This is a genomic window from Lentzea chajnantorensis (assembly GCF_054300775.1).
The window spans coordinates 3137273-3152183 of record NZ_JBSDZT010000002.1 but is presented as its reverse complement, the minus strand read 5'-3'; the positions used below and the strand labels follow the sequence as shown (position 1 = coordinate 3152183).

Annotated in this window: 14 protein-coding genes; 3 read left to right on the top strand and 11 right to left on the bottom strand. The window is 72.3% G+C overall.

The window, feature by feature from the left end:
* Positions 1-30 precede the first annotated feature (30 nt).
* Both ACVDFE_RS16215 and ACVDFE_RS16210 read right to left on the bottom strand, forming a co-directional pair.
* On the bottom strand, positions 31-2763 hold the full coding sequence (locus ACVDFE_RS16215) for an nSTAND1 domain-containing NTPase (RefSeq protein ID WP_458430924.1): 2733 nt from the start codon (positions 2761-2763) through the stop codon (positions 31-33).
* A gap of 119 nt (positions 2764-2882) precedes the next feature.
* Positions 2883-5705: an nSTAND1 domain-containing NTPase gene (locus ACVDFE_RS16210; RefSeq protein WP_458430923.1), complete on the bottom strand. Its 2823-nt coding sequence runs from the start codon at positions 5703-5705 to the stop codon at positions 2883-2885.
* A gap of 242 nt (positions 5706-5947) precedes the next feature.
* Between ACVDFE_RS16210 and ACVDFE_RS16205 the strand changes: the two genes are divergently transcribed.
* Positions 5948-6181, top strand: a complete 234-nt coding sequence (locus tag ACVDFE_RS16205; protein ID WP_360392590.1) for a hypothetical protein — start codon at positions 5948-5950, stop codon at positions 6179-6181.
* A gap of 111 nt (positions 6182-6292) precedes the next feature.
* Here ACVDFE_RS16205 and ACVDFE_RS16200 read toward each other — a convergent pair whose 3' ends face one another.
* The 8 genes from ACVDFE_RS16200 to ald form a co-directional block, all read right to left on the bottom strand.
* Entirely contained in the window at positions 6293-7027 is a 735-nt protein-coding gene (locus tag ACVDFE_RS16200) for a pseudouridine synthase (protein ID WP_360392593.1), read from the bottom strand.
* The gene (gene scpB, locus ACVDFE_RS16195) at positions 7020-7901 is read right to left on the bottom strand and encodes an SMC-Scp complex subunit ScpB (protein ID WP_458430922.1); all 882 of its coding nucleotides are present in this window, start codon (positions 7899-7901) and stop codon (positions 7020-7022) included. Before scpB ends, ACVDFE_RS16200 begins: the two co-directional genes overlap by 8 nt.
* Complete coding sequence (locus ACVDFE_RS16190; RefSeq protein WP_360392598.1) at positions 7898-8731, bottom strand: segregation and condensation protein A; 834 nt, start codon at positions 8729-8731, stop codon at positions 7898-7900. Before ACVDFE_RS16190 ends, scpB begins: the two co-directional genes overlap by 4 nt.
* Positions 8728-9057: a hypothetical protein gene (locus ACVDFE_RS16185; RefSeq protein WP_458430921.1), complete on the bottom strand. Its 330-nt coding sequence runs from the start codon at positions 9055-9057 to the stop codon at positions 8728-8730. The genes ACVDFE_RS16190 and ACVDFE_RS16185 overlap by 4 nt, the downstream gene beginning before the upstream one ends.
* Positions 9054-9977, bottom strand: coding sequence for a ParA family protein (locus ACVDFE_RS16180; RefSeq protein ID WP_360392604.1), 924 nt, complete (start codon positions 9975-9977; stop codon positions 9054-9056). The genes ACVDFE_RS16185 and ACVDFE_RS16180 overlap by 4 nt, the downstream gene beginning before the upstream one ends.
* Before the next feature lie 141 nt (positions 9978-10118).
* Complete coding sequence (locus ACVDFE_RS16175; RefSeq protein WP_360392606.1) at positions 10119-10448, bottom strand: ArsR/SmtB family transcription factor; 330 nt, start codon at positions 10446-10448, stop codon at positions 10119-10121.
* A 24-nt stretch (positions 10449-10472) separates the two neighbouring features.
* Positions 10473-11348, bottom strand: a complete 876-nt coding sequence (xerD, locus tag ACVDFE_RS16170) for a site-specific tyrosine recombinase XerD (RefSeq protein WP_360392705.1) — start codon at positions 11346-11348, stop codon at positions 10473-10475.
* A gap of 5 nt (positions 11349-11353) precedes the next feature.
* Positions 11354-12427, bottom strand: coding sequence for an alanine dehydrogenase (ald, locus tag ACVDFE_RS16165; protein WP_458430920.1), 1074 nt, complete (start codon positions 12425-12427; stop codon positions 11354-11356).
* Between the two features lie 53 nt (positions 12428-12480).
* Between ald and ACVDFE_RS16160 the strand changes: the two genes are divergently transcribed.
* Together ACVDFE_RS16160 and ACVDFE_RS16155 are read left to right on the top strand one after the other, a co-directional pair.
* Entirely contained in the window at positions 12481-13107 is a 627-nt protein-coding gene (locus ACVDFE_RS16160) for an NINE protein (RefSeq protein ID WP_360392612.1), read from the top strand.
* A gap of 296 nt (positions 13108-13403) precedes the next feature.
* A complete protein-coding gene (locus ACVDFE_RS16155; RefSeq protein ID WP_458430919.1) occupies positions 13404-14456 on the top strand; it encodes an IS110 family RNA-guided transposase in 1053 nt (350 codons plus the stop codon).
* A 56-nt stretch (positions 14457-14512) separates the two neighbouring features.
* Here the strand turns inward: ACVDFE_RS16155 and ACVDFE_RS16150 are convergent, their stop codons facing one another.
* A complete protein-coding gene (locus tag ACVDFE_RS16150; protein WP_458430918.1) occupies positions 14513-14908 on the bottom strand; it encodes a DUF2752 domain-containing protein in 396 nt (131 codons plus the stop codon).
* Between the last annotated feature and the right edge of the window lie 3 nt (positions 14909-14911).

The window sequence follows — 14911 nt, the reverse complement described above, 5'->3', positions numbered from 1 at the left end:
TCCGGGGTGTTTCCCGCACATCAGCGGCAGTCAGCAGACCTCGACGCGCTCCGCTTCGCCGAAGCTCTTAACCCATTCGGAGTCCGTGAGCCGCGCACGTCCCTCCGCGCACATCTCGCGGCGGATGCGCCCGGCGTCGAGCTCGTAGGTCAGCAGCTGCGGGTCGGTGCCGCCGCTGCGGACGAGGAAGTCGTCGTGCGCGGGCCGGTAGGTCGCGTACACCGAGCCGCCGTGGCCGGTGACCGAGGCGAGCCGGTCGGGCTGCCTGCCGCCGGGGTAGAGCCGGTACACCTCGAACGTCTGCGCGCGCACGACGGCGATGCGGTCGTCGGTGCCGAACGTGACCCAGGCGCCGCTGGGCACCGTGGTCGACAGGGTGGCGGTGGGCACCGGGGTCCCGCCCGGCACCAGCTGCCACACCTCGACGGTCGACTCGGGGGTGTGCTCGCCCGCGAGCCAGCGGCCGTCCGGGCTGTAGGTGAGCCGGTTGACCAGGCCGGGGCGGACCAGCGGCTGGGCGGCCGGTTCCAGGGTCGCGCCGATCCGCCACTGGCTGATCGTGGTGGTGCCGCCGGCCCGGTCGTGCAGCGCGGTGGCGAGCTCGCGGCCGTCGCGGCTCAGCCCGACGCCGTCCGGGCTGCGCACCGGCATCTGGATCTCCTCCGGCGCCCGGCCGTCGGCGAGGTCGAGCAGGATGGCGCGGCCGCGGGTGTTCGGGTTGAGCAGGCCGGGGTCGGAGTCGTCGTGGTAGCCGACGACCCGTGAGCCGTCCGCGCTGAGGTCCTGTGCGCGGAACCCGGCGGGCAGCCGGTAGAGCAGCGACATCCGGGTGTGGTCGGTGACCGACCACAGGTACTGCCGGCCGCCGGGGTCCTGGGTGATGGCGCGGCGCTCGGCGAGGTGGGTGACCTGGTGGCCGGCCGGGAACCGCTCACCGGGCACGGGGTCGGTCTCGTCGATGCGCCACATCCGGTCGGTGCCGTCGCCGTCGCGCACCGCGGCGAGCTCGCCGCGCGGCCCGGTGAGCACCTTGGCGTTCTCCGCCGGGGTGCCGGTGAACCCGATCCGCCGGGTCCAGGCGTTGGCCAGGCGCAGAATGCGTTCCGCGTCCTGCGAGGGCGCCACCCGGTAGCCGACGAGGGCGAACTTGTCCGCGAACGGCTTGCCCTGCTCCATCAGCGACGTCGACTCGGCCATCGCCTGCCGCCCGAACGCCTCGTCGGTGAGCTGGGTGATGCGCTGCTCGTTGGTGAGCGCGTAGATCACGCTGCCCGGCACGAGCGCCGCGAGCACCGCCGCGACGGAGATCAGCGCCACCGAGCGGCGGGTCTCGCGCCGGGCGCTCAGCTCGACGAACCGGCGTTCCGGCGCGGTGAGGAAGTCGCCCAGGCCGCGGGCCTTGCGCAGCCGGGCACCGCGGTAGAGCGCGCCGGGGTCGCGGTCGCTCGACTCCCACAGCTCGATCGCGGTGACGAGCTGCTGGTGCGTGCGGAGGTTCTCGTGCTCCTCGTCGATCCACCCGCGCAGCCGCGGCCAGCGCAGCACCGCGTCGTGGGCGAGTCCTGCGCCGTCCTCGCCGAGGACGACGAGCCGGGTGCGGACGAGCAGGTCGAGCAGCCGCGGCTCGACGTCGGGCTTGCTGGTCTTGCGCTGCAGGACCCCGTTGCGCTGCATCGAGACCAACCGGAGGAACACGGTGCGGACGGCGCGCTGGTCGGCCTCGTCGAGGGCGGAGAAGAACGTCTCGGCCGCCTGCGCCATGACGTGCTCGATGCCGCCGGACTCCTCGTACCCGGCGAGCGACAGCGTCATGCCGCGCTTGCGCCGCCAGGTCTCGATCAACGCCTGCGACACGAACGGCAACGCCGGCTGGGCCGCCACGTCCGCCACCAGCCGCGCCACGAGTGCGGTCTCGACCGACACGCCGAGCTGGCCGGCGGGCTCGGTGACCGCGCGGCGCAGCTCCTCCGCGGTCATCGGCTCGATCAGGACCTCGTTGCCGGGCAGGACCCGCGCGAGCCCGGGGTGCGCGTGGCAGCGCCGCCGGAAGTCTGAGCGGACCGCGACCACGACCCGCGGGCAGCTCAGCAGCGCGGTGACGAAGCCGGTGGCCTCGAAGGCCTTCTCGAAGTCGTCGACCAGCAGGACGAGACCGGGGCAGTGCTGCCGGACGCGCAGCCGCAGGTGGTCGGGGTCGGCCGCGAGCTCGGCGGCCAGCTGCTCGGCGGTGGTGCCGAAGAGGCCGGCGAGGGCGGTGGCCAGCGTGTCGAGCGGGCGGTCGGAGGGGGTGACGACGACGGCGTGGTCGAACGCGGGCAGCAGACCGGCTTCGAGCAGGGAGGTGCGCCCCGACCCGGACGGCCCGACCACGGCGGTGAACGACCCGCTGCGCGCGAGCACCCGCTCGACCAGCGCCTCACGGCCGAAGTACCTCTTGGCGTCCTTCTCGTGGAACGGTGCCGCGCCGACGTAGGGGGCGCTCGGCTGCAACGGCGAGACCTGCTCGGCGGCGAGCTCCCGCCACCGCGCCGTCCACTCCTTCGGATCGCCCTCGCAGGCGCGCACGAAGGCCAGCGTCAGCGCGAGCGACGGCAGCTTGCGCCCACCGGCCGCGTCCGACAGCGCCGTGGGCGAGTAGTTCGCCCTGCCCGCGAGCTCGCGGTAGCTCGGTTTGCCCACCTGGTCGCGCAGTCTGCGCAGGTCACCGGCGAACCGGAGCAGCGCGGTGTCCTCCGGCCCCAGCGGTCGTTCCCCTCGTGGCATGCCGCCTCCCGGCCGGATTGTCCACCAGAGGTTCGCCTGGCGTCTAACACCACGCTAACCGCTTGCGACCGGGATGTTCGCCGCCACGCGAACGTCACACGAACGAGACCCTCGCACCGTCACCCTCGGCCACTCTCCCTCGTGTCACGCGGGGCCCCCGCGTTCCCCTGAGGTGCACGCGGGGACCCCGCGTACCCCCGAAAGGCACGCGGGGACCCCGCGTACCCTCCGGAGGCGGTCAGTCGTGGCACGGTGGTGTGAAGGCGAGTCCGGCGAAGTAGCGGTCCCACTCGGCCCCGGTCATCCGCGGGACCGCCTGCTCGCAGATCCGCACCGCCGGGTCGCGCAGGTCGACGTTCCACAGCCGCACCGCCCGGTCCGCCCCTCCGGTCACCACCTCGTCGCCCCTCGGCGTGAGCCCGACGGCGGTGACCGGTCCGGCGTGCCCGCGCAGCAGCGCCAGCTCGACCGGCTCCCCCGCGCCGAGCCGCCACAACCGCACCAGGCCGTCGTCGGTCGCGACCGCGAGGCTGTCCGCGCTCAGCCACGTGCCGGTCACCTCCCCACCGCCGGAGGGGAAGCTCCGCCCGCAGGGCCGGCGCGCGCGGGTCGCGGGCGTCCCAGAGGTGCACGGCGGTGCGGCCGGCGGTCAGCAGCAGGTCGCCGGCGAACTGGGCGTGGCCCGCGAACTCCGTGGTGAGCGACAACGGCGTGAGCCGGCGCGGGTCCGCGGCGTCGAGCAGGTGGACGGCACGGCCGGTGGTGACAGCGGCGAGCACGCGGCCGTCGGCGCGGAAGGCGAGGCCGGCGAGCGGGCCCAGGCCGGGCTGGGCGGTGGCGAGCAGCCGGGGACGGCCGCCGCGCAGGTCGGTCCAGGAGCCGACCGCGCCGTCGGGGCCGGTCGTGACGAGGGTGCTGCCGCGCCAGGCGACCGCGGTGGCGCTGGCGGGCAGCACGCCGAGGTCGCGCGGCTTGCCCAGGGAGATGTCGACGAGGTGGACGGTGCCGTCCTCCCCCACCGACGCGAGCAGGCCGCCCGCCGGGTCCACCGCCAGCGCGACGACGGCGCCGGCGTGCCGGGTGGCCTCGTAGGACGTGCGCGGCGCGGGCAGGTCGTCGAGGGTCGTCAGCACGACCAGCCCGTCGCGGTGACCGGTGACGACCTGCTGCTGCGTCGGGCCGACGACGAGCGCGGTGACCTCGGCGTCCGCCGCGCGCAGGGTCTGCACCGGCACCTCCTCCTGGCGCAGCGCGTTGCGGGCCTGCGGGAGCGGCACGAGCCGGTAGGCGGCGAGCGCGACCTGCTGGGCCAGCGCGGGGTTGCCCGACCGCAGCGCACCGGCCTCGGCGACGGCCTTCAGCACGGCGGTCGTGGTGCGTTGCTCCTCGGCGGTCCTGGTGGCCCGCCACGCGAACACCGTCGAGCCGGCGGCGACCACCAGCAGCGCGACCAGTGCGGCGAGCAGCTGGCGCTGGCGGCGGGTGCGGCGCCGCGCGCTCGTCGTGACCTCCTCCTCCGCGGCGCGGCTCGCGGCCAGGAACGCGCGTTCGCGAGAGGTGAGCGCGAGCCCCGCGGGCACGTTGGCGAGCCGCCGGCCGCGGAACAGCGCCCCGGCGTCGCGGTCGAGCGCCTCCCACGTCCGGGTGGCGTCGGTGAGCTCCCGCTGCGCCCTGACGTTCTCCCGGTTCTCCTCGACCCAGCGGTGCAGCGCCGGCCAGCTGCGGATCAACGCCTCATGCGCGAGCTCGACGCCGTCGCGGTCGACGACCACCAGCCGGGCGGCGGCCAGCGCGGCGAGCACGGTCTCGCCGGCCTCCAGCTCGTCGCGGTGCGCGCGGCGCTTGGTGCCCTCGGCGGTGACGAGCCGCAGCAGCACCCGTTTCACCTGCTCGGCGGGCAGCCCGGCGAGCAGGTCCTGCGCGGTGCGGGCCACGGCGTGCTCGACGCCGCCGACCTCCTCGTAGGCCGCGAGCGTCAGCGTCATCCCCCGCCGGTGCTGCCAGGTCTCCGCGAGCGCGTGCGACAGCAGCGGGAGCACGGCTGCCTGCCCGACCGCGTCGGCCATCAGCCTGGCCAGCAGCGCGGTCTCCACCTTGGCGCCGGCGTGGGCGGCGGGTTCGGTGATCGCGAGCCGCAGCTCGTCCGGTGTCATCGCGCCGACCATGACCTGGCTGCCGCGCAACGCCTCCACCAGTTCCGGGTACTGCGCGCAGTGCCCGTAGTAGTCGGCCCGCGTGCCGATGACGACCTTGGCGCACCCGGTGAGCGCCTCGATGAGCCACGTCCGGCGCGCCTCGCTGTGGCAGACCGTGAACAGCTCCTCGAACTGGTCGACGACGACGAGCCCGGTGTGCCTGCGGCCGAGCTGTTCGGGCCGCGCGAGCTCGCCGGCCAGCTCCACCGCGTCCTGCCCGGTGAGCCGGGCGAGGGCGAGCGCGCACTCCTCCACCGGGTCGGCGCCGGGCGTGAACAGCAGCACCGGGCCGTCCGTGCGCGCCACCAGACCGGCCTTCAGCAACGACGACTTGCCCACCCCCGACGGCCCGAACACGCCGGTGAAGCGGTGCCGCGTCGTCAGCAGCTCGACCGTGAGCCGCTCCCGGCCGAAGAACTTCGGTGCGTCATCGGGTTCGAACGCCTTGAGGCCGACGTACGGGCTGTCGGCGCCGGCCCGCGGCTGCGTCTCGGCGACCGCGCGCCACCGCAGCTCCCACTCGTCCGGGTCCGCCGCGCACGCCTTCGCGTACGCCCTCGTCACCGCGAGGCTCGGCAGCTTGCGCCCGCCCGCCGCCTCCGACAGCGCCGCCGCCGAGTAGTGCGCCCGCCGGCCGAGCTCCCGGTAGGTGGGGCTGCCCGCCCGTTCCCGCAGCCGGCGGAGGTCCGCGGCGAACTGCAGGAGACCGCTCTCGCCCTCGTCGAGAGGGCGTTCCCGTCTCGGCACCCCGTCATTGTTCAGAGAACTCCGTTCAGCGGCCAACGCCTGACCGTGAACAACCCGTTCGCCCTAACGTCGCCGAACCGGCACCGCGGTGTGCCGTGGGCAACACCGAAATGCCGCCCACGGCTACACCCTTGTTAACAGCGCGTTGTCCACTCGCGTGGAACGAAGCTGGACAACGGGATCGTCCGTAGGTTCGACGGTGCCGGTCACGGGGCGCCGGCGCTGACGAGGGAGATCCTGACGTGACCATTGAGGCGACGACGACGGCACCGCAGGCACCGGTGAGGATGGTCTGCGAGATCGCGCGGGGCGTGCACGTGACCTGGCCGGGTGAGCCGCTGCGCTTCATCCCGGAGGGCACCCGGTTCTTCGTCGAGGCGTGGGTCGGCGACGGCTGGTACCGCGGCCGGCTGCGCGACGACCCGCGGCCGATGCACGTCAACGCGAGCTGCCTCGGCCTGCCCTGCGGCGACTGACCCGCGCCGGACGAGGACCGCCGTCGAGCCGTCTCACCACGAGCGTGCGGCCGTCCGGGGACAGCCGCACGCCGATCACCGGTCCGGTGCGGCTTCAGCGGCGCGCCGGGTTCACAGGCCCACGAGCTTGTACAGCCCGCCGACCTCCTGCCGGTTCAGCACGCGCATCGAGCCGGGCCGCTGGTTGCCGAGCAGCACGTCGCCGACCGCGGTGCGCACCAGCGACTCCACCGGGTAGCCGACGTGCTCCATCAGCCGGCGCACGATGTGCTTGCGGCCCTCGTGCACGACGATCTCGACGAGTGCCTTGCCCGGCACCGCCGTGACCAGCTTGAACGAGTCGACCTTGACCGGGCCGTCCTCCAGCTCGACGCCCGCCTTGAGCTTCTTGCCCAGGCCGCGCTCGACCGGGCCGGGCACCTCGGCGAGGTAGGTCTTCTTGACGTTGTAGCTCGGGTGCATCAACCGGTGCGCCAGCTCACCGTCGTTCGTGAGCAGCAGCAACCCCTCGGTCTCCGCGTCGAGCCTGCCGACGTGGAAGAGCCGCTCCTTGCGGTTGCGCACCAGGTCGCCGACGCACGGCCGGCCCAGGTCGTCCTCCATGGTGGACAGGATCCCGAACGGCTTGTTCAGCGCGATCGTGACGACGTCCTCGCGGATCTGCACCCGCACGCCGTCGACGTGCACGACCGCGGTCTCGGGGTCGATCCGGCGGCCCTGCTCGCGCACCACCTTGCCGTCGACCTGCACCCGCCCCTGGTCGATCAGCTCCTCCGAAGCACGGCGTGAGGCGACACCGGCCTGCGCGAGCACCTTCTGCAGGCGCACGCCCTCGTTCTCAGACATCGTCGATCGCATCCACTTCGGGCAGCAGCGGAGCGATCGGCGGCAGGTCGTTCAACGACGACAGCCCCAACCGCTCCAGGAACAGTTCGGTCGTGCGGTACAGGATCCCACCCGTGTCGCTGTCGGTGCCCGTCTCCTCGATGAGCCCCCGTGCGACCAGGGTCCGGATCACACCGTCGACGTTGACGCCGCGAACCGCCGCGATCCGCGCCCTCGTGACGGGCTGCCGGTAGGCGATCACCGCGAGCGTCTCCAGGGCAGCGCGGGTGAGTTTCGCGCGCTGGCCGTCGAGCAGCAGCTTCTCCACGAACGGGGCGAACCGGTCTCGCGTGTAGAACCGCCAGCCGTCCCCCGCCCTGCGCAGGTCGATGCCGCTGCCGGACTCGGTGTACCGGGTGGAGAGTCTACGGAGTGCCTGCTTGATTCGCTTAACCGGCTGCTCAAGGGCACTGCTCAGCTGGTCTTCCGCGATGGGGCTGTCCACGACGAGCAGCACCGACTCCAGCGCGCCGTCGAGCTCGGCGTCGTCGGTGAGGTCGGGCAGGCCGGAGTCCTCGATCTGCTCCTCGGGTGCGGCGGCGAGGAGCTGCGCTTCGAGCTGGGCGGCGTCCTCGGCCCCGGTCCCGGTCCCGGTCTCCGTCCCGGCGGGCTCGGTGACCGGGAGCTCCGGCTGGGGCTCGGCGGGCCGGGGCTTGGACCGGCGCTTCGCGGGCTTCGTCTCCGCGGCACCCGCCCCGAACTTCGCGGCCAGCGCCGCGGCCGCCGCGTCGTACTCCGCCGCGCCCGTGCCACCGTCGAACGCCGGCCCCGGCCGCTCCACCTGTGCCGCGTCCGGTCCGACGACCGGCTCCGGCCCGACCTCTGGGTCGCTCATTCGTAGTCCTCGTCCTCGTCGCCGGCCGGTGCCGCGGCCTGCGCCTGTTCCAACGTCCCGCCGACCCACGTCACCTGCAGCGGCCCGAGCGGGTCCTCCTGCTCGAAGGCGAGCGACTTCTCCCGGTACAACTCCAGCAGCGCCAGGAAGCGTGCGACGACCTGCATCGTCTCGGTGCAGTCGGCGACGATCTCCGTGAACGACGCCGTGCCGCGCTCCACCAGGAACGTCCGCAGCTCGTCAGCGGTCGCGCGGATCGACACGCGGTGCTGGTGGACGTGGGCGGTGGACAGGGTGCGCTTGGGCTTCGGCCGGAACGCGGCGGCGGCGATCAGCGCGAACTTGTCGGGGGTGACGCCGAGCATCACCTCGGGCAGCAGGCCCTCGAAGCGCGGTTCCAGCGCCACCGAGCGCGGGTAGCGGCGGTAGGCGCCCTGTTCGAGCTCGGCGAACAGGGCCGCGACCTGCTTGTAGGCGCGGTACTGCAGCAGGCGGGCGAACAGCAGGTCGCGCGCCTCCAGCAGGGCCAGGTCGTCCTCGTCCTCGACGTCGCCCGCGGGCAGCAGCCGGGCCGCCTTCAGGTCCAGCAGGGTCGCGGCGATCACCAGGAACTCGGTGGTCTCGTCGAGGTCCCAGGCGGAGCCGAGCGCGCGGATGTGGGCGATGAAGTCGTCGGTGACCCGGTGCAGGGCCACCTCGGTCACGTCGAGGGTGTGCTGGGAGATGAGCTGCAGCAGCAGGTCGAACGGGCCCTCGAAGTTCGTGAGCCGGACCTTGAACCTGCCGTCGTCGACCACCTCGGGAGCAGCAGCGGGTGTTTCCTCGGTCACTGCTCGCGCAACCTGCGCACCAGCAACGACGCGTCCCCGTGCGCCTCCAGGTCGTCCAGCACGATCGCGATCGCCTCGCGCACCACCCGGCCGCGGTCGACCCCGAGGCCGTGCGACGCGCGCAACGCGAGCCGCGCGGTCTCCAGCGCCAGCAGCTCCTCGTCGGACACGTAGACGGTGATCTTCGTGGTGTGCCCGGTCCGCCCGGACCCGCGGCGCTGCTGCGCGGCCGTGCCGCCGGACGGCACCTCTGCCGGGGTGGCGGCGGGTGCCGAGGTCAGGCGGAACAGCTCGGCCGCGCCCGGCAGTGAGGGGCGACGGGTCACCGGGCGATCACCTCGCGGGCCAGCGCGCGGTAGGCGTTGGCACCGGAGGAGCGCGGGGCCCACCGGGTGATCGGCTCACCGGCCACGGTGGTCTCCGGGAAGCGCACCGTGCGGTTGATGACCGAGTCGAACACGATCTCGCCGAACGCCTCCACGACCCGCGCCATGACCTCGCGCGAGTGCAGCGTGCGGGGGTCGTACATCGTGGCGAGGATGCCGGTGATGGTGAGCTTGGGGTTCAACCGTTCCTTGACCTTCTCGATGGTGTCGATGAGCAGTGCCACCCCGCGCAGCGAGAAGAACTCGCACTCCAGCGGGATCAGCACGCCGTCCGCGGCCGCGAGGGCGTTCACCGTGAGCAGGCCGAGCGAGGGCTGGCAGTCGACCAGCACGTAGTCGTAGTGGTCGATGACGGGGCGGAGGGTGCGCACGAGGGTGTGCTCGCGGCCCACCTCGGACACCAGCTGGATCTCCGCGGCCGAGAGGTCGATGTTGCTCGGCAGCAGGTCCATGTCGTCGACCATGGTCTTGCGGATGACGTCGGGAACGGCGGTGTCGTTCTCCATGATGACGTTGTAGATCGTGGTTTCCAGCTGGTGCGGGTGCACGCCGAGGCCCACGGACAGCGCGCCCTGCGGGTCGAAGTCGACGAGCAGCACCCGTCTGCCGTACTCGGCCAGCGCGGCGCCCAGGTTGATGGTCGTCGTCGTCTTGCCGACGCCGCCCTTCTGGTTGCACACCGCGAGGATCTTCGCCGGGCCGTGGTGCAGCAACGGCGGCGGGGCCGGGAGCGCGCGGCGGGCGCGACCGGTCGGGCCGATGCCGTCGACCTGCTCGTGGGCGACGTCGTCCACCGGCGCGGCGTGCGGGGCCAGGCTCAGGTCGGCACGGGGCGCGAAAGCGTGCTCCGGTGTCGACATGGCTGGCGTTCCCTCACTGGTCGTAGTCGTCTCTCGGGGCGCAGCCTAGGCCGCACCCGTGCGAGCGGCAACGCGCCTCGCCGTGTCCTGGAGGGGGCGGGAGAATGTTTCGGGGGTCGGCATGTGACTGTCAAGACTCAGTCAGGCCGGAACATCCGAACGTGTGCGCCGGTCCGCGGCCGTCAGCACCACGTCGAGCAGGCCAGGGAACAGGAGGTCCAGGTCATCGCGGCGCAGTGACACCCAGCGCTGGTTGCCGCGGCACCGGGTCCGGGTGAGGCCCGCTTCCCGCAGCACGCGCAGGTGCTGGGACAGGGTCGACTTCGCCACGTCGACCTCGAAGGCCCCGCACAGCCTCTCTCCGCTGGACTGGATCTGGCGAACGACCGCGAGCCTCGTCGGGTCGCTCAGCGCGTGCAGCACGGAGGCAAGATCGATGGCCTGGGGGGACGGCTCGTCCAAGTTCGGCACCTGTCCACCGTACCCGTGGAAGCCTCATGTTCCAGTGGCCCGAGGGTGTGCAGTTGCGTAGACCTCCCTCAAAGTCGTAACGGTTACCAGTGTGTACACCTGAGTGGTCGTAACCGATGCGTGCCCGAGAAGTTCCTGCACCACCCGAACGTCGGCACCCCCTTCGAGCAGATGGGTGGCGAACGAATGCCGCAACGTGTGGGGGGAGACCGCGGCGGTGATGCCGGCTTCCTCCGCCGCGGTCTTCAACACGGTCCACGCGCTCTGCCGGGAAAGCCGTCCGCCGCGCGCGTTCAGGAACAACGCGGGCGTGCCACGCCCCTTGGCCGCCAGCGCGGGGCGTGCTCTCACGAGGTAGGCGTCCACCGCCGCCAGCGCCGGGCGCCCCACCGGGACGAGCCGTTGCTTGCCGCCCTTGCCGTCGAGCAGCACGGTGCGTTCGGCGGCGTCGACGTCGTCCACGTCGAGCCCGACGACCTCGGAGATTCGCGCTCCCGTGGAGTACAGCAACTCCAGCAGCGCCTTGTCCCTGAGGTTCCCCACGGTGTCGAGCAGGGTCAGCACATCGTTGACGGGCAAGGCTTTCGGCAGTCTCTTGGGCGGTGATGGCGGGTGCACGGCGCGTGCGGCGTCATGGGGCACCACACCTTCACGGTGCGCGAAGCGGTGAAGTCCCCGCACAGCAACCAATGTGCGCGCTGCGGACGAAGCGGCCAAACCGCTTTCGCGCAACGCCGCCAGGAACTCGCTCACGTGGGACTCGGTCACCGCCGCCAGGTCGGTGATGCCGAGCGACTCCAGGTGCTCGGTGTACCGGCGCAGGTCGCGGGTGTAGGAGTCGAGGGTGTTGCGCGCGGTGCCGCGTTCGACGGCGAGGTGGTCGAGGTAGCTCGCCACCAGGTCTGCTACCACGCCAGTCCTTCCAGCACGATCTCTCCTCCACGCGCGTTGACGCCCTTGGCCAGCGCCGGGTCTTCTGCGACAGCGCGGTCGAAACCCTTGTCCGCCAACGCGAGGACGTACGGCAGTGTCACGTTCGTCAGCGCGTAGGTCGACGTGTTCGGCACGGCACCGGGCATGTTCGCGACGCAGTAGAACACCGAGTCGTGCACACGGTAGGTGGGATCGTCGTGCGTCGTCGGCCGCGAGTCCTCGAAACACCCGCCCTGGTCGATCGCGATGTCCACCAGCACGCTCCCAGGCCGCATCCGCGACACCAGGTCGTTGCCGACGAGCTTCGGCGCGCGGGCACCGGGCACGAGCACCGCGCCGATCACGAGGTCCGCCCAGCGGCACGCCTTCTCGACCTCGTAAGCGTTGGACGCGATGGTCTGCAGGTGCCCGCGGTAGGTGAAGTCGATCTGCCGCAACCGGTTGACGTTGGTGTCGAGCACGACGACCTCGGCCTGCATGCCGACCGCCATCGTCGCCGCGTTCATGCCGGCCACGCCCGCGCCGATCACCGCGACCTTGCCCGCCGCGACACCGGGTGCGCCGCCGAGCAGCACACCGCGGCCGCCCTGCGCGCGTTCCAGGCAGTGTGCGCCGACCTGGGCGGCCATCCGCCCGGCGATCTCGCTCATCGGCGCCAGCAACGGCAGCGACCCGTCGGGCAGCTGCACGGTCTCGTAGGCGATGGCCGTGACGCCGGCCTCCGCGATGGCCCGCGTGCACCCCGGCGCGGCCGCGAGGTGCAGGTAGGTGAAGAGCACCTGGTCGCGGCGCATCCGGTGGAACTCGGGCTCGATCGGTTCCTTGACCTTCAGCACCAGCTCGGCCGCCGCCCACACCTCGTCCGCGGTCGCGGCGATCCGCGCTCCCGCGGCCGTGTACTCGTCGTCGGGGAAGGACGACCCGGCACCGGCCTCGTGCTCGACCACGACCTCGTGCCCGCGGCGGACCAGCTCGACCACCCCGGCGGGCGTGATGGCGACGCGGTACTCGTGGTTCTTGATCTCCTTTGGGACACCGACCAACATCGTCGCAGCGTATTCCGCAACTCGGCCTCCTGCATCGGATAACGTGCGCAGGCGTGTCAGAACCTTTCGGGCCAGAGCAGCAGCGCATCGGCAACCAACAGCGCGAAGAGGCGATCACCGCGCTCAACGACCACTTCGCGCAAGCGCGGCTCGACATCTCCGAGTACCAGGACCGGGTCAACCGCGCGTCGAACGCGCAGTCCTACGCCGAGCTCGCGGAGCTGTTCCGCGACCTCCCGCAGCCGCACCCGCCGTTCCTCGCGCCGCCGTCGGTGCCGTTCGCCGCCGTTCCGCCGCCCATGCCCACGCAGCCGTACGCCCCGCCGCAGCAGCAGTACACCGGGCCCCACCCGCAGCAGTACACGGGCCCGCAGCCGCAGCAGTACGCGCAGCCGCAGTACGCCACGCCGCCGCCTCCCGGCATGGGCTACCCCGGCGCGCCCTACGGCTACGACCCGGTCAGCGGCATCCCGTACTCGGACAAGTCGAAGGTCGCCGCGGGCGTGCTGCAGCTGTTCCTCGGCCAGTTCGGCGTCGGCCGCTTCTACATGGGTGACACGGGCATCGCGGTCGCGCAGCTGCTGACCTGCGGCGGCTGCGGCATCTGGGCGCTGGTCGACGGCATCATCATCCTGGTCAACGGCGGCACGGACTCCGAAGGCCGCCCCCTCCGCGGCTGACTCCTGGCTTTCATGGCGTCTGCAAGTACCACTCGGTGTCAGAGTTGGTGGTGCCGCTGGTGATCAGCGGTTAGTGTCCGGCCCTGGTCGTGGGGTGACTCTCAAGTACCACGCCCCCGATGGTGGGTGGCTTGTGTTGGAAATGTCCACCGCGACCAGGGTCCTCGGACCGGCCGGCCTGACTTGATAGAAGCGTGGTCCAGACGCTGTACCCACCTCGTCCGAGGTGTGTCGTCCAGCCGATCCGAGGGATGTGTGTTGTCTCCCTTTGGCCGAGAGGACGAACACGAGTGTCGATGGTGGTCTGCGGAATCGATCCGCACAAGTCAACGCTCACCGCGGTCACCGCCGACCAGGCCGGCCGCAAGCTCGCCCAGCGCACGCTGCCCGCCCGCCCGGACGCCTGGTTCACGCTGCTGAGCTGGGCACACGGCCAGGCCGAGCAGGTGCTGTGGGCGGTCGAGGACGGCCGGGGCCTGGCCGGCGGCCTGATCCGCTACCTGCTCGCCGCCGGCCAGCGCGTCGTGCTCGTGCCCCCCAAACTCATGGCCCGCGCCCGCCGCACGGCCCGGACACGGGGCAAGTCCGACCCCATCGACGCCCTCGCCACCGCCCGCGCCGCACTGCGCGAGGACGGCCTGCCCACCGCACACCTCGACCAGGACGCGCTGGACGTGCGGCTGCTGGTCGACCACCACGACACCCTCGTCGCACGGCGCACCGCGACGATCAACCAGCTGCGCTGGCACCTGCACGACCTCGACCCCGCACTCGAGGCCGCCACCGCCACCCTCACCGGCGCCCGCGCCCGAACCCGGTTGGCCGACCGGCTGCGCGCCCTGCCCGGCTCAGTGCGCCGCGACCTGGCCACCGAGCTCCTGGCCGACATCACCGCCCTCAGCACCCGCATCCGCGACCTCGAGCGGCGTCTCGGCGAGCTGGTGCGGCCGATGGCACCGGCCCTGCTCGGCCTGACCGGCATCGGCGTGCTCACCGCCGCGAAGATCATCGGCGAGACCGGCGGCATCACCCGATTCCCCACCAGCGCCGCCTTCGCCGCGCACAACGGCACCGCACCCATCCCGATCCGGACCGGCAACACACCGACATTCCGGCTCTCCCGCGGCGGCAACCGGCAACTCAACGCCGCCCTGCACCGCATGGCCATCACCCAGCTACGCCACCACCCGGCAGCACGCGACTACCTCGACCGCTACCGGCAACGCCGACCCCACACCACCCGCAAAGCCGCCCTGCGCGCCCTCAAACGACACCTCTCCGACATCGTCTACACAGCACTCAAAACCGACATGAGCAGCACAAACACCCAACTACCCGCCACCGCTTGACATAGAAGCTTCCAACTGCCAGTCGGTAGTACTTGCAGACGCCTGAACAGCAGGGGTCAGATGCCGGCCAGGTTGCGGCCGATGCCCCACACGAGCGCGAACGCGATCACCAGGCCCGGCACCCGTTTCGGGATCTGCTGGGGCTGGCCCGTCCACGACGCCCGGATCCACCGCGCGAACAGCCACACGGCGAACGGCACGCCGACGACGAGCATGGCCGCGTTGAAGTGCCACGCCGCCACGACGTCGCCGTGCAGCAGTGCGTGTGCCATGCGCGTGATGCCGCAACCGGGGCAGTTGAGGCCCGTGAGCCAGTTGAACGGGCACTTGGGCAGCAGGTTGCCGGGCTGGTTCGGGTCGACGAACAGCAGCACCACGGCACCCGCGCCCCCCACCGCGAGCACGCTGAGGGGCGCCCGCAACCTCCGCAGGGCGCCCCTCAGCGTCTTCACGGG